This window comes from Rhodoferax ferrireducens (assembly GCF_003347515.1).
GTDB lineage: Bacteria > Pseudomonadota > Gammaproteobacteria > Burkholderiales > Burkholderiaceae_C > Rhodoferax.
Genome location: NZ_QEII01000290.1, coordinates 113422 through 135579, shown reverse-complemented (window position 1 = coordinate 135579; position 22158 = coordinate 113422). Strand labels below are relative to the sequence as shown.

General features: G+C 63.8%; 22 protein-coding genes. 18 read left to right on the top strand and 4 right to left on the bottom strand.

What is annotated here, in order from left to right; all coding sequences use genetic code 11:
- Positions 1–16: 16 nt before the first annotated feature.
- The 3 genes from C5P05_RS18220 (at position 17) to C5P05_RS18210 (ending at position 2631) form a co-directional block, all read left to right on the top strand.
- Positions 17–763 carry a 4-hydroxy-tetrahydrodipicolinate reductase gene (locus C5P05_RS18220; RefSeq protein ID WP_114971408.1) on the top strand — a complete coding sequence of 249 codons (747 nt, stop codon included), beginning with the start codon at positions 17–19 and terminating at the stop codon, positions 761–763.
- Between the two features lie 79 nt (positions 764–842).
- Positions 843–1331 (top strand): MarR family winged helix-turn-helix transcriptional regulator, encoded by a 489-nt coding sequence (locus C5P05_RS18215; RefSeq protein WP_114971407.1) that lies wholly within the window; start codon positions 843–845, stop codon positions 1329–1331.
- Between the two features lie 40 nt (positions 1332–1371).
- Complete coding sequence (locus C5P05_RS18210) at positions 1372–2631, top strand: putative Na+/H+ antiporter (protein WP_114971247.1); 1260 nt, start codon at positions 1372–1374, stop codon at positions 2629–2631.
- A gap of 3 nt (positions 2632–2634) precedes the next feature.
- Here the strand turns inward: C5P05_RS18210 and C5P05_RS18205 are convergent, their stop codons facing one another.
- The 3 genes from C5P05_RS18205 to C5P05_RS18195 all read right to left on the bottom strand — a co-directional run bounded on the left by C5P05_RS18205 (position 2635) and on the right by C5P05_RS18195 (position 5680).
- Positions 2635–3963 carry a ferric reductase-like transmembrane domain-containing protein gene (locus C5P05_RS18205; RefSeq protein ID WP_114971246.1) on the bottom strand — a complete coding sequence of 443 codons (1329 nt, stop codon included), beginning with the start codon at positions 3961–3963 and terminating at the stop codon, positions 2635–2637.
- A gap of 118 nt (positions 3964–4081) precedes the next feature.
- Positions 4082–4945, bottom strand: a complete 864-nt coding sequence (locus tag C5P05_RS18200) for a class I SAM-dependent methyltransferase (RefSeq protein ID WP_114971245.1) — start codon at positions 4943–4945, stop codon at positions 4082–4084.
- A 180-nt stretch (positions 4946–5125) separates the two neighbouring features.
- On the bottom strand, positions 5126–5680 hold the full coding sequence (locus C5P05_RS18195; RefSeq protein WP_232834560.1) for a restriction endonuclease: 555 nt from the start codon (positions 5678–5680) through the stop codon (positions 5126–5128).
- A gap of 96 nt (positions 5681–5776) precedes the next feature.
- On the opposite strand from C5P05_RS18195, the gene C5P05_RS18190 reads away from it, so the two are divergent.
- The 7 genes from C5P05_RS18190 to C5P05_RS18160 all read left to right on the top strand — a co-directional run bounded on the left by C5P05_RS18190 (position 5777) and on the right by C5P05_RS18160 (position 11920).
- Positions 5777–6430, top strand: a complete 654-nt coding sequence (locus tag C5P05_RS18190; protein WP_114971243.1) for an ArsR/SmtB family transcription factor — start codon at positions 5777–5779, stop codon at positions 6428–6430.
- A gap of 16 nt (positions 6431–6446) precedes the next feature.
- Positions 6447–6797 carry a DsrE/DsrF/TusD sulfur relay family protein gene (locus C5P05_RS18185; protein WP_114971242.1) on the top strand — a complete coding sequence of 117 codons (351 nt, stop codon included), beginning with the start codon at positions 6447–6449 and terminating at the stop codon, positions 6795–6797.
- Positions 6798–6813: 16 nt separating this feature from the next.
- Positions 6814–7569 carry an MBL fold metallo-hydrolase gene (locus C5P05_RS18180; RefSeq protein WP_114971241.1) on the top strand — a complete coding sequence of 252 codons (756 nt, stop codon included), beginning with the start codon at positions 6814–6816 and terminating at the stop codon, positions 7567–7569.
- 11 nt (positions 7570–7580) lie between these two features.
- The gene (locus C5P05_RS18175; RefSeq protein WP_114971240.1) at positions 7581–8861 is read left to right on the top strand and encodes an MFS transporter; all 1281 of its coding nucleotides are present in this window, start codon (positions 7581–7583) and stop codon (positions 8859–8861) included.
- Positions 8862–8893: 32 nt separating this feature from the next.
- A complete protein-coding gene (locus C5P05_RS18170; RefSeq protein ID WP_232834559.1) occupies positions 8894–9340 on the top strand; it encodes a rhodanese-like domain-containing protein in 447 nt (148 codons plus the stop codon).
- Between the two features lie 425 nt (positions 9341–9765).
- A complete protein-coding gene (locus C5P05_RS18165; protein WP_114971239.1) occupies positions 9766–10224 on the top strand; it encodes a cache domain-containing protein in 459 nt (152 codons plus the stop codon).
- Between the two features lie 70 nt (positions 10225–10294).
- Positions 10295–11920 carry a methyl-accepting chemotaxis protein gene (locus tag C5P05_RS18160; RefSeq protein WP_269813945.1) on the top strand — a complete coding sequence of 542 codons (1626 nt, stop codon included), beginning with the start codon at positions 10295–10297 and terminating at the stop codon, positions 11918–11920.
- Here the strand turns inward: C5P05_RS18160 and glgP are convergent.
- Positions 11870–14017 (bottom strand): alpha-glucan family phosphorylase, encoded by a 2148-nt coding sequence (gene glgP / locus C5P05_RS18155; protein ID WP_114971238.1) that lies wholly within the window; start codon positions 14015–14017, stop codon positions 11870–11872. The genes C5P05_RS18160 and glgP overlap by 51 nt on opposite strands.
- 309 nt (positions 14018–14326) lie before the next feature.
- Here glgP and C5P05_RS18150 point away from each other — a divergent pair, with 309 nt between their 5' ends.
- The 8 genes from C5P05_RS18150 (at position 14327) to manD (ending at position 22156) form a co-directional block, all read left to right on the top strand.
- Positions 14327–14506 carry a hypothetical protein gene (locus tag C5P05_RS18150; RefSeq protein ID WP_198674771.1) on the top strand — a complete coding sequence of 60 codons (180 nt, stop codon included), beginning with the start codon at positions 14327–14329 and terminating at the stop codon, positions 14504–14506.
- Between the two features lie 75 nt (positions 14507–14581).
- Complete coding sequence (locus C5P05_RS18145) at positions 14582–15301, top strand: FadR/GntR family transcriptional regulator (protein WP_114971237.1); 720 nt, start codon at positions 14582–14584, stop codon at positions 15299–15301.
- Positions 15298–16317, top strand: a complete 1020-nt coding sequence (locus tag C5P05_RS18140) for an L-idonate 5-dehydrogenase (RefSeq protein ID WP_114971236.1) — start codon at positions 15298–15300, stop codon at positions 16315–16317. The genes C5P05_RS18145 and C5P05_RS18140 overlap by 4 nt, the downstream gene beginning before the upstream one ends.
- Before the next feature lie 41 nt (positions 16318–16358).
- Positions 16359–17327 carry a sialic acid TRAP transporter substrate-binding protein SiaP gene (locus C5P05_RS18135; protein WP_198674770.1) on the top strand — a complete coding sequence of 323 codons (969 nt, stop codon included), beginning with the start codon at positions 16359–16361 and terminating at the stop codon, positions 17325–17327.
- Between the two features lie 11 nt (positions 17328–17338).
- On the top strand, positions 17339–17950 hold the full coding sequence (locus C5P05_RS18130; RefSeq protein WP_114971235.1) for a TRAP transporter small permease: 612 nt from the start codon (positions 17339–17341) through the stop codon (positions 17948–17950).
- Positions 17951–17964: 14 nt separating this feature from the next.
- Positions 17965–19371, top strand: a complete 1407-nt coding sequence (locus C5P05_RS18125; RefSeq protein WP_114971234.1) for a TRAP transporter large permease — start codon at positions 17965–17967, stop codon at positions 19369–19371.
- A 24-nt stretch (positions 19372–19395) separates the two neighbouring features.
- Complete coding sequence (locus C5P05_RS18120) at positions 19396–20919, top strand: UxaA family hydrolase (protein ID WP_198674769.1); 1524 nt, start codon at positions 19396–19398, stop codon at positions 20917–20919.
- A 25-nt stretch (positions 20920–20944) separates the two neighbouring features.
- Positions 20945–22156, top strand: a complete 1212-nt coding sequence (manD, locus tag C5P05_RS18115) for a D-mannonate dehydratase ManD (protein WP_114971232.1) — start codon at positions 20945–20947, stop codon at positions 22154–22156.
- Positions 22157–22158 lie beyond the last annotated feature (2 nt).

Below are 22158 nucleotides of genomic sequence, written 5' to 3'. Positions count from 1 at the left end.
CAAAAAGGATTCAGTCATGATCAAAGTTGGACTAATGGGCTACGGCAAAGCCGGTCAGGCGGTGGCCGAAGTGCTGCGCACCGACCCGCGTTTCGAGCTGTGTTGGGTGGCACGCGGCACGACGCAGGCCGACGCAGAAACCGTGCCAGGCACTGATATTCCCGTCATTGGCCTTGACAGCGTGAATCTGCATGACTGGCTGGACGCTCACCCGGTAGACGCGCTGGTTGATTTTTCGCAGCCGCAGACCGTCATGTTGTACGGCGAAGAAGTGCGCCAGCGCCAGCTGATGCTGGTCAGCGCCATCTCCGCCTACAACGAAGAACAGCTTGCCTACATGCGAGGCCTGGGCGCCGATACACGGGTGTTGTGTTCGCCCAATATCACCTTGGGCATCAATTTCCTGATCATGGCGGCCAAGCTCTTGCGCAGCATCGCGCCATTTGCCGATGTGGAGATCCTGGAGCAGCATTTTCGGGACAAGCCAGAGGTGTCCGGCACGGCGCGCAAGATTGCCGAGAGCCTGTCGATTGACGACGAGCGCATCACCTCGTTGCGGCTGGGCGGCATCGTCGGCCACCATGAGGTGATTTTCGGCTTCCCGTACCAGACGGTTCGCCTCATCCACAACTCGATCGAACGCAAGGCTTTCGGCACCGGTGCCGCCTTTGCCTTGAGCCAACTCGCCACTTGTGAGAAAGGCTTTTATACCTTTGACGATCTGCTCATGCGCAAGGTCCGCGCCCAGTTCGCCGAGACTTGAAACTCGGTGGCGCGACACGCCAGGCAGGCAGGACTTCTGCCCTATCATGGTGCGGATTTTGTTACAGGACGTTTCACCGATGCCACGCGAACTTGAAAACAACGACGATCCCATCACGACGGCCCAGGTTCTGCGACGCTTTCGCGTGGTCTTCAATGCGGTGCGCAGTCATTTTCAGCAAGTTGAAAAACAGGTCGGTCTGGGCGGTGCGCAGGTCTGGGCCCTGAGTGTCATCCGGGACAACCCCGGCATCGGCGTGAGCGTGCTGGCCAAAAACATGGACATTCACCAGTCCACCGCCAGCAATCTCGTCAAGACCTTGCAGCGCAAAGAACTGATCCACATGAGCAAAGGCTTGGAGGACAGGCGTAACGTGCAACTGCACGTTTCACCCGTCGGGCTGGCGCTGCTGGGCCAGGCGCCCGGTCCATTTGAGGGGGTGTTGCCCGAGGCGCTTGACCGTCTTCCACCCAAAACCCTGGTGCGGCTCGATAGTGATCTGGGCCAGTTGATTCAGCTGCTCAAAGCCGATGAACAGGCCGGCGGGATTCCGTTGGCTGAACTCTGAACCGGCGCTACGGCGCATCCGTTGAAACCTGCTTGTCGCCATGACTGATCCAACCTTCATCCAACTCGTCGGTGCGGCCTTGTTCGCCCTGGCCGTCATCCACACCTTCTCGACCAAGTTGTTTGAGAACCTGGCGCACCGCCGGCCGCAGCATGCCGGCCTGTGGCACCTGCTCGGTGAAGTCGAGGTGGTGTTTGGCTTTTGGGCCATGATTCTGATGCTGTTCATGTTCGCGGTCAGCGGCAAACAGGAGGCCACAGCCTACCTGGAGACACGCAACTTCACCGAGCCGATGTTCGTGTTTGCCATCATGGTGATTGCCGGCACCCGACCCATCCTGCAGTTCGCGGCCTCGATCGTGATGTGGGTCGCGCGCCACATGCCGCTGGACAAAGGCATGGCCATGTATTTTCTGATGCTGGCTTTTGTGCCCTTGCTGGGCTCATTCATCACGGAACCCGCCGCCATGACGCTGGCGGCCCTGATGCTGCGCGACACCCTGTTTGCCAAGGAAGTGTCGAGCAAGCTGAAATACGTCACCATCGGGGTGCTGTTCGTGAACATTTCCATCGGTGGCACGCTCACCCCCTTTGCCGCGCCACCGGTGCTGATGGTGGCGGCCAAATGGAACTGGGACATTTGGTTCATGATCGCCAACTTTGGCTGGAAGGCGGCCATTGCGGTCGCCATCAACGCCGGATCGGCCATGCTGTTGTTCCGCCACGAGCTGAGCGCCATGGGGCAGCAAAAGGCGAGCGACGAGTCACAGGTTCCCTTGTCGGTGATTTTTGTGCACCTCATGTTCCTGCTGGGCGTGGTGGTATTCGCGCATTACCCCTCGGTGTTCATGGGCCTGTTCCTCTTCTTCCTGGGCTTTACGACCGCCTACGAGCGCCATCAGAACCCCTTGATCCTGCGGGAGTCGCTGCTGGTGGCGTTCTTCCTGGCCGGCCTGGTGGTGCTGGGCGGCCTGCAGCAGTGGTGGCTGCAACCGATTTTGATGGGCATGGATGCCACGGCGGTGTTTTTCGGCGCCACGGTGATGACCGCCATCACCGACAACGCGGCGCTGACCTATCTCGGTTCACTGGTCGAAGGCCTGAGCGAGGAATTCAAGGTCGCGCTGGTTGCCGGGGCGGTCACGGGTGGCGGCCTGACGGTGATCGCGAATGCGCCCAACCCGGCTGGCGTCGCCATTTTGCGCGGCAGCTTCGAGGACAAGACCATTCACCCGCTGGGCTTGCTGATTGCCGCCATTCCGCCCACGCTGGTGGCGGTGCTCGCGTTTCAGTTGTTGTGAACGCTACCGGATATTGAACAGCTCCTGATGGAAATCGCCAGGGGCCAATCCTTTGGCGATGAAGTCCTTGCGCAAAGCCTGACCAAAACCCGTCGGGCCACAGAACCAAATGTCGGCGGATTGCCATTGCGGAACGGCCTCACATATGCGCTCCGTGCTTAGCCGGCCATCCCTGGCGTCCACCAGCACATGCAGCCGCACATTTGCGGCCAGCGCGTCGCGCTGCAACTTGCCGATGGCGGTTTCATCGAGCACCGCCGTGGTGTGGAACAAATCAATGGTCGTGCCGTCTGGCTGGTTTGCCAAGGTCTTCATGCGGGCAACGAACGGCGTGATGCCGATGCCGCCACCCACCCAGATCTGACGCGGCTTGCTGCCACCGAAATTGAAACGGCCATAGGGTCCCTCCACCTTGACGACATCTCCAGCCTTCAGGGTCGTGGGCAAGGTGTGGGTGTAATCACCCAATCCCTTGATGATGAACGCGATGCGCCCGTCGTTGTTCCAGGCGGAAGAGATCGTGAACGGGTGCGCGCCCTCCTTCTCATCGAAGGTCACGAAGGCGAATTGCCCGGCCTCATGACCGGCCCAACGGCCCTTGAACTGAATCGTGACCTCGATCACCTGAAGGTCCTTGTGGTGCGCGATAGCCTCGATCTCTCCCACCGCCTGACGGCTTTGCCCCACCCGCCTGAACAAGACAGCAAGAGCCGCAACGCTGCCCCCGATCATCAAAACCGCCATCACCGGGCCAATAGCTTCACCCCAGAAGCCGAACTTCATCAACACCACGGAATGGAACACGAGGAACAGGTACACGATCGCCAGCAGTCGGTGGGTCTTGAAGAAGTGCCGGTAGGGAAACCGCTTCATCAGCGCCAGGATGATGAGCAGCACGGCGGCGTAGAAGGCCCATTCGCCCATGCTTTCCGCCAAGCCCCGCTGGCTCTGGAAGTACTTGAAAATCGCCACGGTTTCCTCGGGCGCTCGTATGCGCACGGGACGTTCGATCAGGCCGGAACCGACCAGCCATTTTGGCACCTGCGCCCACATCCAGTGAATGACGGCAATCACCAAACCGGAAATGCCCAACCACTTGTGCAGCCGGTACATCTTGTCCAGGCCGCCCAGATAGGGCTCGAACAACACCGGTCTGATGGCCAGGATCATGGCCACACTCATGACCCCGATTCCGAGGATTCCGCTGTAGTTGATGAGCGAAGAACGCAGTGCAAAAAAGTTGTTCGCCGTCGACAACACGGTATCAGCTATGAGCCAGAGTCCGGTCAGTGCGATGAACAGGGCCACATAGGCCAGTTTAATTTTCTTCACGGGGCCTGTTCTTGTAAAGGACTGTCATTCGGACACTGTAGCCCCTGGGTGTTAACGGTTTGTAACTACGGCGTCGACCCCACGCAAAGCGCAAAAACCAAATGGGGGCAAGGCGACCTCACTGCGCCGGCCGGGTCCCCTGGCTCAGCAACAACTCATTGGGCCCCACCCAGCCACTGGGCGACTGAAAGGCCTGAAGTTTGTCCTTCATCGCGGCCCACGCCGCCTCCTGCGCGGCCGCATCGAGCTGACCCAGCATCTGCATGATCGGGGACGCCGACGTGCGCACGAAGCTCAGGTAGTCCTCTGCCGATGGCAGTCGAAACGGGGCGGCGATGCGCGACGTTGTCACGTCGGTAAATCCCGCTTCGCGGAACAAGGCGTCCAGCAGTCCCGGCTTGCCCAGGCTCAGCAAGCTGCCGGGTTGAAACGGATCACGCGGCGGCAGGCCCGCATGCTGCAACGCGGTGGACATCAGGATGCCGATGCAGGGGTTGTGTTGCGGCTCGGAGAACACCAGCACGGCAGCGTGCCCGCCCGGTTTTAATGCGCGGTAAGCCTGGCGCAGCGCCAGCAAGGGCTCGGGGCAGAACATCAGGCCGAGGCGGCACACGGCCGCATCGAAGCTCGCCTCGTCCAGACTCAATTGCTCGGCATCACCCACGCGGGTCTCGACATTGTCCAGGCCGGCACGCTGCGCATTTTCTTGCGCGAACTGCAGAATGCTCGCGGAAATATCCGTCGCCAGCACCGAGCCGCCCGACCCCACGCGCCGGGCGATGTCCAGCGTCTGGTCTCCCGCGCCGGCGGCCATATCGAGCACGCGCATGCCGGCGCTGATGTGGGCTCCGTCCAGCATGGCCGCTGTGGCCGGCGCCAGCCAGGCATGGATTTGAGGGGTTTGGCGGTTCCAGCCGCCGGCCGATTTCTCCCAGGCTTGCCGGGTCGCGGCCTTGATCTGTTCCGGGCTCATACTGGACATACAACCTCCGTGGATAAATGAACGAGGTCGCCAGTCTGATACCAAGTGCAGCCCTGCGCAAGCGGCTGGCGTCAATTGGGGCCACTGCGGCGCTGGCGGCCACAAAGGGCGTTGGCCACGCTCAGTTTGCTATATTATTAATAGCTAATTGCGCTTATTTCACAAGAGCTAGAGCCTAATTTAATCAAAAATCAGCTGCGCCAGGTCATTCTCTGACAGCAACACCATACCCTGCGTCTGGGCAAAACGACGGGCGTTGTCGGTCACCGAACCCAGGCTGATGTAGATACTGCCCTGCGCATCTTGCGCCGCCTGGGCCGCCACCAGATCACGCAGTGGCTCCAGCCCATGGTTGGCCGCTTTCCAGCGTTTGCAGCTCACCAGGGTGAGGCGCCCGCCCTTGTCCAGCTTGAAGTCGGCCGCCGGGCTGTTCAAGCGTGTCACGGCGTATCCCTGACGCGCAAAGCCCTGCTCGACTGCACTGGAAAAGTCGCGCCACGACATACCACCCGCCACCTTCAGCGCCTCAGCCACGCGGGCCGCACTGGGCGCGCGCCACTGGCGCCAGGCGGCCATGATGCCGATGACCAGAAAAGGAAATCCACCGATCACGCCAAACACGACGTAAGGCTCAGGCAACAAGGCACGCGCGGCCAGCGCAATCGCCGCCACCAGCCCGAAACTCATCCACCACGGCGACCGCAGCAATATCGCAAACAGGGAATTTTTCGCCATCTTCAACTTCATGTACCAGCCTCTTTCTGCGCAAACCATTGCGGAGTCGCAGTGTACGTGGCTTGCAAACATTCCAACATTCATTAGAATGTCGGCATGAGAAGCATCAAAAACCATCTGTACGAACAAGTGGCCCGCATCGGCAAGGCCTTGGCCAGTCCCAAACGGCTGGAGCTCATAGAGCTCTTGTGCCAGGGAGAAAAGACAGTCGAGGTCCTGGCCGCCCAGGCCGAGATCAGCGTCAAGCTCGCCAGTGCGCACCTCAAGGAGCTCCGGTTGGCGCGGCTGGTCGAGACACGCAAGGACGGCAAATACGTCCTGTACCGGCTGGCGAGCCACAGCGTGGCCAACCTGTGGGTGAGCTTGCGCGCCGAGGCCGAGGAACGGCTGGTGGAGCTGCAGCTTGCGCTGGCGTCCATCGTGGCCCATGGCGACGACCTCGAAAGTCTGGACCGGGACAGCATTCTCAGAAAAGCCCAGGCGGGAGAAGTGCTGGTGCTGGATGTTCGCCCGCAGGACGAATACGCCAGCGCCCACCTGCCGCACGCCCGCTCGCTCCCCTTGGACGAGCTGAAAAAAAGACTGGCCGAGCTGCCCAAAGACACGCTGGTGGTCGCTTATTGCCGCGGCCCCTTCTGCTTGATGGCCAGGGATGCGGTCGAGCTGCTGAAGAAAAAAGGCTACCGCGCCTTCCACCTGACCGATGGCGTGGCGGAGTGGCGCGCCCATGGGCTGCCGATCGAATCATGAACAAGGAGTCCCGCACATGAAAACCCTCTTCATCCTGAACGACGCGCCCTATGGCAGCGAACGCACCTACAACGGCGCCCGGCTGGCCGGCGCATTGGCCAAGCTGCCGGACAACGAAGTGCGTGTCTTTCTCATCGGCGATGGGGCAGCGGCCGCGCATCGCCTGCAGAAAGTGCCGAGTGGCTTCTACAACCTTGAGCTCATGCTGGGTTCGGTCGTCCGTCACGCGGGCGTCATTGGCGTGTGTGGAACCTGCATGGATGCGCGCGGCTTGTCGGCTGAAGACCTCATGCCCGGATCGCACCGCAGCAGCCTCGACGAATTGGCCCAATGGACCTTGTGGGCCGACAAGGTTCTGGTGTTCTAAGTTACAGGAGAGCAACATGTTTTTCAAACAACGCGCCGCCGACAACGCCACGCTGTCCTACTTGTTCGGCTGTGCCAGCCTGGCGCAAGCCTTCGCCGTCGATGTGGTCGCCGGCGACGAAGACTGGTTCATCCAGCAAGCCGACCAAGCCGGCGCGGTAATCACCCATGTGATTGACACCCATGTGCATGCGGACCACTACTCGGGCGGGCCCGAGCTGGCGCGCCGGGTTGGCGCCCCGTATGGCCTGCACGAGAGCAACCGCGGGCGCGTGTTGTTTGACTTCGCTGCCTTGCGCGATGGCCAGCGGCTGATGGCCGGCAATGTGGTGGTCGATGTGCTGCACACGCCGGGCCACACGCCGGACAGCGTCTGCCTGCTGGTGCGCGATCTGCGGCGCGGCGACGAACCGTGGTTTGTCCTCACCGGCGACACCTTGTTTGTCGGCGCCGTCGGTCGGCCCGACCTGGCAGGACGCGAGCGCGAAATGGCGGCGCAGCTTTATGACACGCTGCACAGCAAGCTGCTGACCCTGCCGGCGGAGCTTGAAATTTACCCCGGTCACCAGGCGGGCAGCGCGTGCGGGGTCGGCCTGTCCGGCAAGCCGGCGTCCACCCTCGGCTTCGAAAAACGCTTCAACCCGATGCTGTCGATGTCGCGCGAGGCCTTTGTCGATGCGCTCACCGCCGATATCGCGCCGCCGCCGGCCGACATGGCGCGCATGGTCCAGGCCAATCTGCGCGGCGTCGTCCCTGATCTCGCGCACGCCTGAAGGCAAGCCCGATGGATTACGGCATTCGCGTCAACCTGCGCCAGGTGCTGCATCACTTGCTGCAGGTGCTGTTGGTGGGCATGACCCTCGGCATGATGCGCACCGTGGTGCCGGCCTTGGCGGAGACCGAGTTTGGTGTGCCCCGCGGCTCCTTCATGCTGCTGGTGGCCTTTGTCGTGGCCTTCGGGTTTGTGAAGGGCAGCATGAACTTCGTCGCCGGTCGCCTGGCCGATCGTTTCGGCCGCAAGCGGGTGCTGCTGCTGGGCTGGCTGGTGGCGCTGCCGGTTCCCGCGTTGATCTACTTCGCCAGCTCCTGGCGCTGGATCGTGCTGGCGACCGTTCTGCTGGGCGTGAACCAGGGCCTGACCTGGTCGATGACACAGACCGCCAAGCTCGACCTGACACGGGCCGATCAACGTGGCCTGGTGATCGGGCTGAACGAGTTTTCCGGCTACTTGGGTGTGGCAGTTGCCGGCGTCATCACGGGCTACGCCGCATCCCTGCTGGGTCCGCGCGCCGGCCTGTTGTGGTTTGGTGGCGCGGTGATCGGACTGGCGACGCTGCTCGCCTGGCTGGCGGTGCACGAGACGCTGCCGTGGGCCCATGCCGAAGTCAAGCGCCATGCAGCCAACCCGTCAGGCCAGGCCTTTCGTCCGCGCTACCCGGCCAACGTCAGCGCGCAACCCGGCACCGGCGAGATGTTTGCCCTCATGAGCTGGCGCGACCGCCGCATGGCGGCGCTGTGCCAGGCCGGTCTGGTGGAGAAGTTTGTGGACGCGCTGGTCTGGGTGTTCTGGCCCGTCTATTTGCACCAGCAAGGCGTCGGCCTGCCCGCCATCGGCTGGATTGTGGGCGTGTACGGCTTCACTTGGGGTGGCGCCCAGTTCTTCACCGGGCGGTTGTCCGACCGGGTCGGCCGGCACCTGCTGAACGCCTGGGGCATGTGGATTTGTGGCGCCGGCGTGGCCTTGATGCCGCTCGGATCTGGCGCCGCGTGGTGGAGCCTGTCCGCCGCCGTTGCCGGCCTGGGCATGGCGATGCTGTACCCCAACCTGAGCGCGGCCGTCGCCGATATTGCCCACCCGAACTGGCGTGCGTCCGCGATCGGCATCTATCGATTCTGGCGCGACCTCGGCTATGGCATCGGCGCTCTGGGCCTGGGCGCCGCCGCCGCGCTGGGCGGGCGCATCGAGAGCGCCTTCTGGTTCGTGGCGCTGGCCATGCTGCTGTCCGGCGCCGTGCTTTACCACTGGGGCGAGGAGACCCATCCCCGCCTCAACCCCGCGCACTGAAATTCAACCACGACCTTTTAGGAGACAAACTTTTGAAACTCACTTCCTTTGCCCGCGCATCTCGCCGCGTCACGCTCGCGGCATCGTTTATCGCCGCATCCGCCCTTCTTCCCATGGCCGCGCAGGCCCAGATGGACGAGGCCAGCGCCGAGACGGTGGCGTCGTACTTTGACTTTGTGGACTACAACAGCGGCACCATCATGGCCGAGCAGATTCCGGCCGAGGACTGGAAAAAGTTCTACCTGCTCGACGTGCGTGATGCCGGGCAATATGCCAAGGAGCACATCCCCGGGGCAGTCAACATCGAGTGGCGCAAGGTCTTCGCTGAGCGCGCCAAACTGCCCAAGGACAAGAGCATCCTGGTCTACTGCAACACCGGTTCGTTTTCGGGCCAGGTCGCGATGGCTTTGCGCATGGACGGATTCGAGAACGTGCGCATCCTGCATGGCGGCTTTGGCGCGTGGCAGGCGCGCAAGTGACGTCACACGGCCATGATGCCGAGGCTCATCCAAATGTCCGCTCACCCTATTGGTGCGGCGCGCCGCACCGTGTTAACACGCCGGTCTGAGTTTTTTTGCGCGTTGTGCCCGACAGGAACGGCCTGCTTGACGTCAGAACACCTTGTTACACCTATCGCGACAAGGATAGACCACACATAGTCGTAACACGGTCATGAATGGGCCCAAATATTGCGTAGTGGATTAAAGAAGGGCAGCCTGGCCCCTCCGAAGCCCAAAAAACAAGGTCAAACGATTTCACTTGACTGTTGCGCCGCAAAAAATATGTAACATATTTGTAATGCTGCAGCGCAACAATAGAGCGGAGTCAGCATGACCGGGGTTGGGTTCATGTTCGGTTCATGCGGCGCCAAGCCGTCTTTATCACTGCATCACAAGGGATTCACATGAAAAATATTCTTAAGAAAATCACATTCGGCCTGTGCGCCCTGGCTATCGGCGCTGCCGCATTCGCTGCCGATAAGGGAACGGCGGAGGAAGCCACCGCCATGGTTAAAAAAGGCGTTGAATTCATCAAGGCAAACGGCAAGGAAAAAGCCTTTGCCGAATTCAGCAACCCCGCCGGGCAATTCATCAAAGGCGATTTGTATGTGATGGCCTATGACATGGAAGGCCTCAACAAAGCCCACGGCGGCAACCCCAAATTGATCGGCAAGAACCTTCTCGAAATCAAGGATGCCAACGGCGTCTTCATCGTCAAGAACTTCATCGAAGTTGCCAAAGGCAAAGGCAAGGGCTGGGTCGACTACAAGTGGCCGAACACCATCACCAAGGCGGTGGAAAACAAGTCGACCTATGTCGAAAAAGTGGACGACGTGTTGATTGGTGTTGGCATCTACAAGTAAGCCACAAGGGCAAGGGAACGCCCTTGCCCTTGAGACGCTTCAGTGAAAGTTAGCAGGGAGAAAACATAACATGATGAAATTGACTGGCTTTCGCATCGGCACCCGTTTGCGCATAGGTTTCGGCACCATTCTGGCGCTGCTGGTGGCCGTGCTGATCACGGACAACGTCATTGGCATCAAGAACCGGGAGAGCCTGTTCGAGGGTCTCAAGGCCGCCAACGCCAAGGTCGAACTCACCACCACCATGAAGAGCGCCCAGCTTGAAGGCGTGGTGGCGATTCGCAGCATCGGCCTGCACACGGACGTCGGAGCCATGAACAAGGAAGAAGATCGGCTCAAGGTCCAGCGCAAGACCTTTGTTGAGGCGCGCGACCAATTGATGGCCCTGGGTGTCTCCGAGGCCGGCCAGCAGATTTTCGCGAACATCGCGCGACTCGACAAGGCGCTGGAAGGTCCGACCTCCGATGCCATCTCCCAGGCGCTGGCCTTCAACCCGGAGGCCGTTGCCAAGCTCATCTCCACCCGCATCGATCCGATTTACCGCGAGGTGCTGGTGGAAATCAACAAACTGGTCGATCTTCAAAAAACCGAAGAGCACGAACTGATGGAGAGCGCCGTCGCTTCGGGCAAGGATTTGATGGTGCTGCTGTCACTGATCGGCCTGATGGCGGTGGCGCTTGGCATCGGGTTGTCGCACCTGATCACGCGCAGCATTATTGGCCCCTTGCATGAGGCGGTCGCCATCGCCAAGCGCGTTGCCACTGGCAATCTCACCAGCCACATTCAGGTCACGGCCAGGGACGAGACAGGGGAACTGCTGCAAGCCCTCAAGGACATGAACGACAGCTTGCTGACCATCGTCGGTGAAGTGCGCACCGGCACCAGCACCATTGCCAGTGCCTCCGGCCAGATCGCGTCAGGCAACTTGGATCTGTCGGCCCGCACCGAACAACAAGCGGGATCGCTGGAACAGACGGCCGCTTCCCTTGAAGAGTTGACCTCCACGGTCAAACACAATGCCGACAATGCGCGCGAGGCCAATCAGCTGGCGGTATCGGCCTCGGAGGTTGCGGTCAAGGGCGGCGCCGTGGTGGCGCAAGTGGTGGACACGATGGGCTCCATCAATGAATCGTCGCGCAAGATTGTTGACATCATCGGCGTCATCGACAGCATCGCGTTTCAAACCAATATTCTGGCGCTGAACGCCGCGGTGGAAGCGGCCCGCGCCGGCGAGCAAGGCCGGGGCTTTGCCGTGGTCGCCGCCGAAGTGCGCAATCTGGCCAAGCGCTCCGCCGCTGCCGCCCAGGAAATCAAACACCTCATCGACGACTCCGTGGAAAAAGTCGGCACTGGCGTGCTACTGGTCAACCAGGCCGGAACCACCATGGGCGAGGTGGTGGCCAGCGTGCGGCGCGTGACCGTCATCATCGGCGAGATCAGCACCGCCAGCCGGGAACAAACCTTGGGGATCGAGCAAATCAACCAGGCGATTGCCCACATGGATGGGGTGACGCAGCAAAACGCCGCGCTGGTGGAACAGGCGGCCACTGCGGCCCAGTCCCTGCAGGAGCAGGCCGGTCATCTGGCGCAGGTGGTCAGCGTTTTCAAACTGGACGAGATGCCTGCACAAGAACAGGCCATCGAGTCATCGGGACGAGGCCTCGCGCCGATACACCTGATCAGCGTAGTCGCGTAGCATTCTGGTCGCCGAAAAGCGCGGGCCGTTGCTCAGCAGGCTGCGCCGCATCATGGCCACCCAGCGCAGCGGCACGCCATCGGCGTCGCGCTCGTGGAACATCGGCAGCACCTCGTGCTCCAGCAGGTCGAACAGGGCGCGCGCATCGCGCAGATCCTGCGCGGAGGTATCGGCGTCCACATCGCCGTTGATGGCCCAGCCGTTGCTGCCATCCCAGGCCTCGGCCCACCAGCCATCCAGCACAGACAGTTGCAGGCCGCCGCCCAGGCAGGACTTCATGCCGCTGGTGCCGCTGGCCTCGTTGGGCGGGCGCGGCACGTTGACCCAGACGTCGCAGCCCGCGACGAGGTGACCGGCCAGGGGAATGTCGTAGTCTTCGAGAAACGCCGCGCGCCCGGCCACACCGGGCGCGCGCTTCAGGGCGAACATCTGGCGTACCACGTCTTTCGCCGCGTTGTCGTCGGGATGGGCCTTGCCGGCGAACACAAATTGCACCGGCTGGGCGCCGCCGATCAGGGCCAGCGCGCGCTCCGGCAACAGGCCCACCAGATGCAGGCGCTTGTAGGTGGCGAGGCGCCGGGCGAAGCCGATGGTGAGCCGGTCCGGATCGAAGCCGCTGCTGGGGGCTTCGGCATAGTCGAGCGGGTCACCGCGACTGAGCCGGTCGCTGGTGGCGCGGCGCGCGATCATCTCCACCAGCTGGCGTCGCGCCGCACAGCGTGCCGCCCACAAGTCCGCCGCCGGAATGTTGAGCACCGGCGCCCAGGTGGCGGGCTGGTCGGCCCGGCTCAGCCAGCCTTCGCCCAGGTGGCGGTCGAGCAGTTCGCGCATCGGGCCGTGCAGCCAGGTCGGCACATGCACGCCGTTGGTGACATGGCTGATCGGCACCTGCTCCACCGCGCGGCCGGGGAACAACGGCTGCCACATGGCGCGTGCAACCTGCCCGTGTCGCCGGCTGACGGCATTGGCATGGCGGCTGACCCGCAACGCCAGCGCCGTCAAGCCCGTTGCTTGCCCGGTGTTGGCCGGATCGATGCGACCCATGGCCAGGAAATGCTCGCGGTCACCCACCACATCGGCAATGCGCCCCAGCATCGCCAGCACCTCGTCGCGCTGGTAAGTCTCGTTGCCGGCCGGCACCGGGGTGTGGGTGGTGAACACGACCTGCTCCCGCACCCGGCGCCAGGCCTCGTCCGGCCCGCAACCCGGCTGGGCTTGCGCCTGGACCAGCAGCTCGAACACGCCGAGCGCGGGATGGCCCTCGTTCAAGTGGTAGACGCGGGGCTCGATACCGAGCGCGCGCAGCGCCCGCACGCCGCCGACGCCGAGCATGGCGTACTGGGCCAGCCGGATCGCGCGGATGCTCTCGTACAACCGCGAGGTGATCCAGCGGCCCATCTGGCTGTTCTGCGGCAGGTCGGTGTCGAGCAGGTACAGCGGCACGCGCCCCACGTCCACCCGCCAGATGTGCGCGGTCACCTCTTCGTCGTCGACCGGCACCGAGACGACAACCGGGCGACCGTCGGCGCCGGTCACCTTGACACACGGCAGGCGTTCGGGGTCGGCATCCAGCCAGTATTCGTGCTGGTAACCGGTCACGTCGATGCGCTGGTGGAAGTAGCCGGTGCGGTACATGAGGCCGACGCCGACCATCGGCAGCGCCTGGTCGGAGGCCTCTTTCAGCATGTCACCGGCGAGGATGCCCAGGCCACCCGCATAAATGGGCAGCGAGCCGTGCACGCCAAACTCGCAACTGAAGAAGGCCACCGGGTGCTGCGGGCTGGCGTCCCCGGCGGGCCAGGGCCGGGCGCGGTCGGCCGCGAGTTCGGCGGCGATGCGCTTCACCGAGCCGACGAAGCTGGCATCGGCGGCGGCGCGCGCCAACATGACGTGGTGGGTCTCGGTCAGCAGGCGCCTGGGGTTGTGTCCGGCACGCGCCCAGCGTTCGGGGTCAATCGCCTCGAACAGGTCGGCGCCGTCCGCCGTCCATGACCAGCGGTAGTCGTAGGCCACGCGCGCCAATGGCCGCAAGGGCTCGGGCAGCATGGCCTCCAGTTCGAGGACCGCATGCTCGATGTCATGGTCACCAGCGAACATGATCGTCCTCCAGCTCAGGGTTGAGGGGCCACATCACGGCCTTGCATCGATTGTTCCGACGAATCCAGCGCTGCAAATTGATGGAAGTCAGCAACGCCGACAGATCGGGCGCAGCAGCCGTGGCGGGCGAGAAACAGCAACTTATTCCATCCAAGACCTTGATGCTCTAATTTTAATAGCTGTATGCGCTTATTCCTTAAGGGCTAGAGGCCAATTTCAGGCTATGTCTGAATTAGCTGTTGCGACGGGTATCTTCCCAGGGCTTCGCACCCCCCGCTGAACCGCCTGATCAACCAGGCGCTGCCCATCATGGACGACTTCACCCGCAAGGCCGAGCAGTCGTGCCACATGGGGGTGTATGACCGCGGCAACGTGCTGATCAGTGCCCAGATCAACAGCCCCAGCGGCTGGAGCTTTGCCGTGCAGCGCGGCGCGCGCGTGAGCGCAGCGCAGGAAGTACTGCTGAAAAACTTCCTCACCCCCAGGTAAACCCCCATACGCATCCCAACAGGTTCTGCCTATACTCTGGTCAATTGGTCTGACCAATTTACCAAATTACCAACCATGCCCTTCCAACCCATCGAGCCCCGCCGGCTCTACCGCCAGATTGCCGATCAGTTGCGCCAGCTCATCCAGAGCGGCGAATTCGCTGTGGGGTCGCGCCTGCCGGCCGAACGCGATCTGGCGGTGAAGATGGGGGTGTCGAGGCCATCCGTGCGAGAAGCCCTGATCGCGCTCGAAGTCCAGGGACTCATCGAGGTGCGCGTGGGCTCAGGCATCGTTGTCATCGGCCGCGAGCCGGTGCGGTTGCTAGACAACGCCCACGGTCCGCTGGAAATCATCCGGGCGCGCCAGTTGATCGAATGCGAACTGGCCGCCGTGGCCGCGCGCAGCGAAGACAGTACGCTGGTACCCGATCTGGAAGAGACCCTGCGCGAGATGGAAAGCGATATCGCCGCACGGACGCTGCCGATCCATGGCGACCGCAATTTCCATCTGCGCATCGCCCAGGCCAGCGACAACAGCCCCTTGCTGGACGTCGTCACCCAGCTGTTCGATGAACGCAACGGACCGCTGTTCGCGCGCCTGGGCAGCCACTTCGAGCGCGAAACCACCTGGAAGCAGGCCGTGACCGAACACCGGGCCGTGGTCAAGGCCATCGCACGGCACGACGCGCAAGCGGCCCGCGCCGCCATGACCAGCCATCTGGAGCATTCCCACGAGCGCTTCTCCGCCGGCTGGACCGCACCCACTGAGACCGAAGCCCACAGGAGCGCTTCATGAGCCTGGCCTGCACCCTGCACGGCCCTCTGCAACTGAGCGTCGAGGAACTGCCGCCGGTCGAACCGGCTGCGGGCCAGGTGCGTCTGCGCCTGGGCGCGGGCGGCATCTGCGGCTCGGACCTGCACTACTACCAGCACGGTCGCGCTGGCGCGTTCGCCATCCGGGCGCCCTTCGTGCCCGGCCACGAGGCCTCGGGCGTGGTGGAGGCCGTCGGGGCCGGGGTCACCCGGGTGCGAGCGGGCCAGAAGGTGGCTGTGAACCCGGCCCATCCTTGCGGCGCGTGCCCGGCCTGCCGCGCGGGCCGCAGCAATCTATGCGAGCAGATGGTGTTCTTGGGCAGTGCGGCGATCTTTCCGCACCTGCCGGGCCTGTTCAGAGAGCAGTTCGTGGTCGCCGACACGCAACTCACGCCCGTGGACGAGGACGAGGACGTGAGCCTGGGCGAGATCGCCTGTGCCGAACCGCTGTCGGTCGGGCTGCACGCGGTGCGGCGCGCCGGCTCGCTGCTGGGCGCCACGGTGCTGGTGACGGGCGCCGGCACCATTGGCTGCATGGCGGTGATCGCCGCGCGGCTGGCCGGCGCCGGCCGTGTGCTGTGCAGCGACCCGAGCGATCGGGCCCGCGTGATGGCGCTCACCGTGGGCGCCGACGATGCGCAGCCCGACACCCGTGCGTGGCAAGGCCAGGTCGATGTGGCGATCGAAGCGGCAGGACATCCGGCCGCGCTGGCGGGCTGCCTGGCGGCGGTGCGTCGCGGTGCCCGCATCGTGCAGGTCGGTACGCTGCCGCCCGAGCTGCCCTTTCCAGCCAACGACATCATGACCCGCGAACTGAACTACGTCGGTGCGTTCCGCGCCGACATTGAATTCGACTGGGCCGTGCAGGCCATCCGCAGCCGGCGCGCCGACGTGCGCCCGCTCATCAGCGCACAGATCCCGATCAGCGAATCGAAGGCGGCCTTCGATTTGGCTTTGGACCGTAGCCGCAGCACCAAGGTGCAGCTCATCCCTGGCTAGGCGCCGGCTGACACCGTATCGACAACAACAGGAGACAAGCCATGACATTCCAACGCATCACCCTGGCCCTGGCAGCGAGCCTTGTGGTCGCCGCCCCCGCCTTTGCACAGACCAAGCTCAAGTGGGCCCACGTGTACGAGACATCCGAGCCTTTCCACACCGCATCCGTGTGGGCGGCCGAAGAAATCAAGAAGCGCAGCGGTGGCCGCTACCAGATCGACGTGTACCCCGCCTCGCAGCTGGGCAAGGAAAACGACATCAACCAGGGCCTCTCCCTGGGCACGGTGGACATCATCATCTCGGGCTCCAGCTTTGCGGCCAAGGCCTTCCCGCGCATTGGCGTCACCTACTACCCCTACACCTTCCGCGACGTGGACCACCTGCTGGCCTACACCAAGAGCGACATCTACAAAGAGCTGACGGCCGGCTACGAGCAAAAGAGCGGCAACGAGATCATCGCCACCACCTACTACGGCACCCGCCACACCACGAGCAACAAGCCCATCACCAAGTGCGCCGACATGAAGGGCCTGAAGATGCGCGTGCCCGATGTGCCGGCCTACCTGGCCATGCCACGGGCCTGCGGCGCCAACACCTCGCCCATCGCGTTTGCCGAGGTGTACCTGGCGCTGCAGAACGGCACCGTGGAAGCCCAGGAGAACCCGCTGCCCACCATCGAAGCCAAGAAGTTCTTCGAGGTGCAGAAGCACATCGTGCTGACCGGCCACATCGTGGACCACCTGAACACCGTGGTGGCCGGCGGCCTGTGGAAGAAGCTGTCTGACGCCGACAAGAAGATGTTCACCGAAGTGGCGCAGGAGGCCGCCGCCAAGGCATCGAAAGAAGTGGCCGCACGCGAAAAAGAACTGGCCGCCGTGTTCCGCACCAAAGGCGTGAGCGTGACCGAGGTGAACACCGGCGAGTTCCGCGACACCGTGCTGAAGAACGTAGCCTTCGAGCAGTTCGGCTACCAGAAGGCCGACTGGGACCGCATCCAGGCCGTCAAGTAAGGCGAACCGGCATGTTGCTTCAAAACGCTCTGCCCGCTGCGGGAGGTGCAGCGGAGTCGCATCCGGTCGAGACCAGCGCGGAAGCGCTGGTGGCCAGCTTCGCAGAGGCCGACCAGCACACGGTCGATCTCTCGGGTTACGGCATCGAAGACTGGATCTGCCTCGGCTTCTTCTGGACCATGGCCGGCCTGGTGTTCCTGCAGTTCTTCAGCCGCTATGTGCTGAACGACTCGTTCGCCTGGACCGAGGAGCTGGCCGTGTACTGCCTGATGCCGGTCGTCTTCATCGGTGCGTCCATGTGCGTGCGGCGGGTGCGGCACATTCAGGTCAACCTGGTGTACCGCTACCTGCCCACCCCGGTGGGCCGGGCCTTGTCGACCGCGGTAGACGTGGCGGCCATCGTCTTCTATGGCTACGGTGCCTGGCTGGTGGCGCGCTACGCGCTGGCCGTGGACAACGAACCCATGACCACCATCAACTGGAACAAAAGCCATGTGTACTGGCTGGCCTTTGCCGGCTTTGCCCTGATGACCGTGCGCGGCGTGCAGGTGGCCGTGGAGAACTGGCGGCGCGGTTTCTCGGCGCTGCAGAACCCCGGCTTCTTCGACGCTTCTGCCCACTGAACGGAACCCCCACCATGTTGATCCTGATCGTCTCTTTCCTGGGGCTGATGCTCTGCGGCCTGCCGGTGGCCGTGGCCATGGCGGGCGGCTCGCTGATCTACATCCTGGTCTCGGGCAGCGTGCCCGACATCGTGCTGGCGCAGCGCATGATCTCGGGCATCGAGTCCTTCCCGCTGCTGGCGGTGCCCTTCTTCATCCTGGCCGGCAACCTGATGAACATTGCCGGCATCACCGGGCGCATCTACAACTTCGCGGTGGCCCTGGTCGGCTGGATGAAGGGTGGCCTGGGGCAGGTCAACATCATCGGCTCGGTGATCTTCTCGGGCATGTCGGGCACGGCCATCGCCGACGCGGCGGGGCTGGGCTCCATCGAGATCAAGGCCATGAAGGAACACGGCTACTCCACCGAGTTTGCGGTGGGCGTGACCGCGGCATCGGCCACGCTGGGCCCGATCTTTCCGCCGTCGCTGCCCTTTGTGATCTACGGGATGATGGCCAACGTCTCGATCGGCGCGTTGTTCGTGGCGGGCATCCTGCCCGGCCTGTTCATGACCGTACTGATGATGGTCACCGTGGCTTACTTTGCCCACCGCAATGGCTGGGGCGGCGACGTGGCCTTCCACTGGGGTCGCCTGGGCGCCGCCGCCATGGAAATTCTGGTGGTGCTGGCCTTTCCGATGGCGGTGTGGCTGGCCGTGAAGGCGGGTGCGTCGGTCAACCTGGCGGCGGGTGCGGCCTTTGTCGCACTCATCGCGCTAGACTGGCGCTACAACTTCTCTGCGGTGCTGGCACTGATGGCTCCCGTCATCCTGATCGGTGGCATGACCATGGGCTGGTTCACCCCGACCGAAGCCGCCGTGGCCGCAGTGATCTGGGCGCTGTTCCTGGGCCTGGTGCGCTACCGCTCCATGACCCTGCGAACGCTGGCGCAAGCCACCTTCGAGACCATCGAGACCACCGCCTCGGTGCTGTTCATCGTCACCGCCGCGTCCATCTTTGCCTGGCTGCTCACCACCACGCAGGCCGCGCAGGCCCTGGCCGACTGGATCCTCTCCATCACCAGCAACAAATGGGTGTTCCTGCTGCTGGCCAACCTGCTGATCCTGTTCGTGGGCTGCTTCATCGACACCATCGCGGCGATCACGATTCTGGTGCCCATCCTGCTGCCCATCGTGATCAAGCTTGGCATCGACCCGGTCCAGTTCGGTCTGATCATGACGCTGAACCTGATGGTCGGCCTGCTGCACCCACCGCTGGGCATGGTGCTGTTCGTACTGGCGCGCATCTCCAAGCTCTCGGTGGAGCGCACCACCATGGCCATCCTGCCCTGGCTGGTGCCGCTGATGCTGGCGCTGATCGCCATCACCTACATCCCGGCCCTGACGCTGTGGCTGCCGCAGCAAATGGGCTTGCTGAAATAGACCGCATCCAACCCACTGGCCACCATGAACCCCGTCATCCGCATCCACCCGAACGACGACGTCGTCATCGCCCGCCAGCAACTGCTGGGCGGCACGCACATCGAATCCGAAGGCATCACCGTGTCGGGCCTGGTTCCGCCGGGCCACAAGATCGCGGTGCACGCCATCGCGGCGGGCGAACCGGTGCGCCGCTACAACCAGATCATCGGCACCGCCACCCAGGCCATCGCGCCCGGGCAGCATGTGCACACGCACAACCTGGCCTTCAGCCGCTTTGACCGCGGCCACACCGTGGGCGGCGATGTGCGGCCTGTGGCCTATGTGGCCACTCCGGCCACCTTTGACGGCATCGTGCGTTCCGATGGCCGGGTGGCCACGCGCAACTACATCGGCGTGCTGACCAGCGTGAACTGCTCGGCCACCGTGGCGCGCGCCATTGCCGACCACTTCCGCCGCGATATCCACCCCGAGGCGCTGGCAGCATTTCCCAACGTGGACGGCATCGTGGCGCTGACCCACGGCGCCGGCTGCGCCACCGACAGCGAGGGTGAAGGCCTGCGCGTGCTGCGCCGCACGCTGGCCGGCTACGCACGGCACGCCAACTTCGCCGCCGTCATCGTGGTGGGCCTGGGCTGCGAGACGAATCAGATCCAGGGCCTGCTGGCGCAGGAAGGCCTGCGCGAAGGCGCCAAGCTGGTGACCTTCAGCATCCAGGACACGGGCGGCACCGCCAGGAGCGTGGCGCGCGGTATCGAGACCGTCCAAGCCTTGCTGCCAGAAGCCAACGCCGTGCAGCGCCAGCCCGTGCCCGCCAGCCACCTGGTGGTGGGCCTGCAGTGCGGCGGCTCGGACGGCTACTCCGGCATCAGCGCCAACCCGGCGCTGGGCGCGGCGGTGGACCTGGTGGTGCGCCACGGCGGCACCGCCGTGCTGTCCGAGACGCCCGAAATCTATGGCGGTGAACACCTGCTGCTGCAGCGCGCGGTGTCGCAGGCCGTGGCCGACAAGCTTGAAGCCCGCCTGCGGTGGTGGACCGAGTACTGCACGCGCCACCACGCCGAGATGGACAACAACCCCTCGGCCGGCAACAAGGCCGGCGGCCTGACCACCATTCTGGAAAAGTCGCTGGGCGCCATCGCCAAGGGCGGCACCACGCCCCTGGTGGACGTGTACGAATACGCCCAGCCCATCACGGCACGAGGCTTTGTCTACATGGACACGCCGGGCTACGACCCGGTGTCGGCCACCGGCCAGGTGGCGGGCGGGGCCAACCTGATCTGCTTCACCACCGGGCGCGGTTCGGCCTACGGCTGCGCGCCCTCGCCTTCGCTCAAGCTGGCCACCAACAGCGCGCTGTGGGCCAAGCAGGAAGAAGACATGGACATCAACTGCGGCACCGTCATCGACGGCTTGGAGTCCGTCGAGCAGCTGGGCGAACGCATCTTCCAGGAAATGCTGGCCGCCGCTTCGGGCCGCAAGACCAAGAGCGAACAACACGGCTACGGCCAGAACGAGTTCGTGCCCTGGGCGCTGGGCGCCGTCATGTAAACCCCCTCACTCCCTCAAAGACACCATGAAGATCACCGCCGCCAAAGTCATCGTGTGCGCGCCCAGCCGCAACTTCGTGACCCTGAAGATCGAGACCGATGAGGGCCTGACCGGCATCGGCGACGCCACGCTCAACGGCCGCGAACTGGCCGTGGCCAGCTACCTGACCGACCACGTCATTCCCTGCCTGATCGGGCGCGACCCGCAGCAGATCGAAGACATCTGGCAGTACCTCTACAAAGGCGCTTACTGGCGCCGCGGCCCGGTGACCATGAGCGCCATCGCCGGCGTGGACACGGCGCTGTGGGACATCAAGGCCAAAGCCGCCAACATGCCGCTGTACCAGCTACTGGGCGGCAAGAGCCGCACCGGCGTGATGGTGTACGGCCACGCCAACGGCAAAGACATCACCCAGACCGTGGAAGAAGTGCTGCGCTACAAGGAGATGGGCTACAAGGCGATCCGCGCGCAAAGCGGCGTGCCCGGCCTGGAGAAGGTCTACGGCGTGGGCCGCGGCAGCATGTTCTATGAGCCGGCCGATGCCGACCTGCCCAGCGAACACGACTGGTCCACGGAAAAATACCTGCGCCACACACCTGAGCTGTTTGACAAGGTACGCGCCGCTGTCGGCCCCGACATCCATTTGCTGCACGACGCCCACCACCGCCTCACCCCCATCGAGGCCGGCCGCCTGGGCAAGGACCTGGAGCCCTACCGCCTGTTCTGGCTGGAAGACACCACGCCGGCCGAGAACCAGGAGTCGTTTCGCCTGATCCGCCAGCACACCACCACGCCGCTGGCCGTGGGCGAAATCTTCAACACCATCTGGGACTGCAAGGACCTGATCCAGAACCAGTTGATCGACTACATCCGCACCACCGTGGTCCACGCCGGCGGCATCACCCACCTGCGCCGCATTGCCGACCTGGCCGCGCTCTACCAGGTGCGCACCGGATCGCACGGCGCCACCGACCTCTCGCCCGTGTGCATGGGCGCCGCGCTGAACTTCGACCTGTGGGTGCCCAACTTCGGCATCCAGGAATACATGCGCCACACCGATGAGACAGACGCCGTGTTCCCGCACGCCTACAGCTTCAAGGACGGCTACATGCACCCTGGCGAAGCCCCCGGCCACGGCGTGACGATTGACGAAGCACTGGCCGCGAAGTACCCCTACCAACGCGCCTACCTGCCAGTGAACCGCCTGCAGCACGACGGCACGCTGTGCAGCTGGTGAGC

What these genes read in the sequence shown, in the direction of transcription:
- C5P05_RS18220 (WP_114971408.1), top strand. Translation starts at nt 17, where the DNA reads ATGATCAAAGTTGGACTAATGGGCTACGGCAAAGCCGGTCAGGCGGTG.
- C5P05_RS18215 (WP_114971407.1), top strand. Translation starts at nt 843, where the DNA reads ATGCCACGCGAACTTGAAAACAACGACGATCCCATCACGACGGCCCAG.
- C5P05_RS18210 (WP_114971247.1), top strand. Translation starts at nt 1,372, where the DNA reads ATGACTGATCCAACCTTCATCCAACTCGTCGGTGCGGCCTTGTTCGCC.
- C5P05_RS18200 (WP_114971245.1), bottom strand. Translation starts at nt 4,945, where the DNA reads ATGTCCAGTATGAGCCCGGAACAGATCAAGGCCGCGACCCGGCAAGCC.
- C5P05_RS18195 (WP_232834560.1), bottom strand. Translation starts at nt 5,680, where the DNA reads ATGGCGAAAAATTCCCTGTTTGCGATATTGCTGCGGTCGCCGTGGTGG.
- C5P05_RS18190 (WP_114971243.1), top strand. Translation starts at nt 5,777, where the DNA reads ATGAGAAGCATCAAAAACCATCTGTACGAACAAGTGGCCCGCATCGGC.
- C5P05_RS18185 (WP_114971242.1), top strand. Translation starts at nt 6,447, where the DNA reads ATGAAAACCCTCTTCATCCTGAACGACGCGCCCTATGGCAGCGAACGC.
- C5P05_RS18180 (WP_114971241.1), top strand. Translation starts at nt 6,814, where the DNA reads ATGTTTTTCAAACAACGCGCCGCCGACAACGCCACGCTGTCCTACTTG.
- C5P05_RS18175 (WP_114971240.1), top strand. Translation starts at nt 7,581, where the DNA reads ATGGATTACGGCATTCGCGTCAACCTGCGCCAGGTGCTGCATCACTTG.
- C5P05_RS18165 (WP_114971239.1), top strand. Translation starts at nt 9,766, where the DNA reads ATGAAAAATATTCTTAAGAAAATCACATTCGGCCTGTGCGCCCTGGCT.
- C5P05_RS18160 (WP_269813945.1), top strand. Translation starts at nt 10,295, where the DNA reads ATGATGAAATTGACTGGCTTTCGCATCGGCACCCGTTTGCGCATAGGT.
- glgP (WP_114971238.1), bottom strand. Translation starts at nt 14,017, where the DNA reads ATGTTCGCTGGTGACCATGACATCGAGCATGCGGTCCTCGAACTGGAG.
- C5P05_RS18150 (WP_198674771.1), top strand. Translation starts at nt 14,327, where the DNA reads ATGGACGACTTCACCCGCAAGGCCGAGCAGTCGTGCCACATGGGGGTG.
- C5P05_RS18145 (WP_114971237.1), top strand. Translation starts at nt 14,582, where the DNA reads ATGCCCTTCCAACCCATCGAGCCCCGCCGGCTCTACCGCCAGATTGCC.
- C5P05_RS18140 (WP_114971236.1), top strand. Translation starts at nt 15,298, where the DNA reads ATGAGCCTGGCCTGCACCCTGCACGGCCCTCTGCAACTGAGCGTCGAG.
- C5P05_RS18135 (WP_198674770.1), top strand. Translation starts at nt 16,359, where the DNA reads ATGACATTCCAACGCATCACCCTGGCCCTGGCAGCGAGCCTTGTGGTC.
- C5P05_RS18130 (WP_114971235.1), top strand. Translation starts at nt 17,339, where the DNA reads ATGTTGCTTCAAAACGCTCTGCCCGCTGCGGGAGGTGCAGCGGAGTCG.
- C5P05_RS18125 (WP_114971234.1), top strand. Translation starts at nt 17,965, where the DNA reads ATGTTGATCCTGATCGTCTCTTTCCTGGGGCTGATGCTCTGCGGCCTG.
- C5P05_RS18120 (WP_198674769.1), top strand. Translation starts at nt 19,396, where the DNA reads ATGAACCCCGTCATCCGCATCCACCCGAACGACGACGTCGTCATCGCC.
- manD (WP_114971232.1), top strand. Translation starts at nt 20,945, where the DNA reads ATGAAGATCACCGCCGCCAAAGTCATCGTGTGCGCGCCCAGCCGCAAC.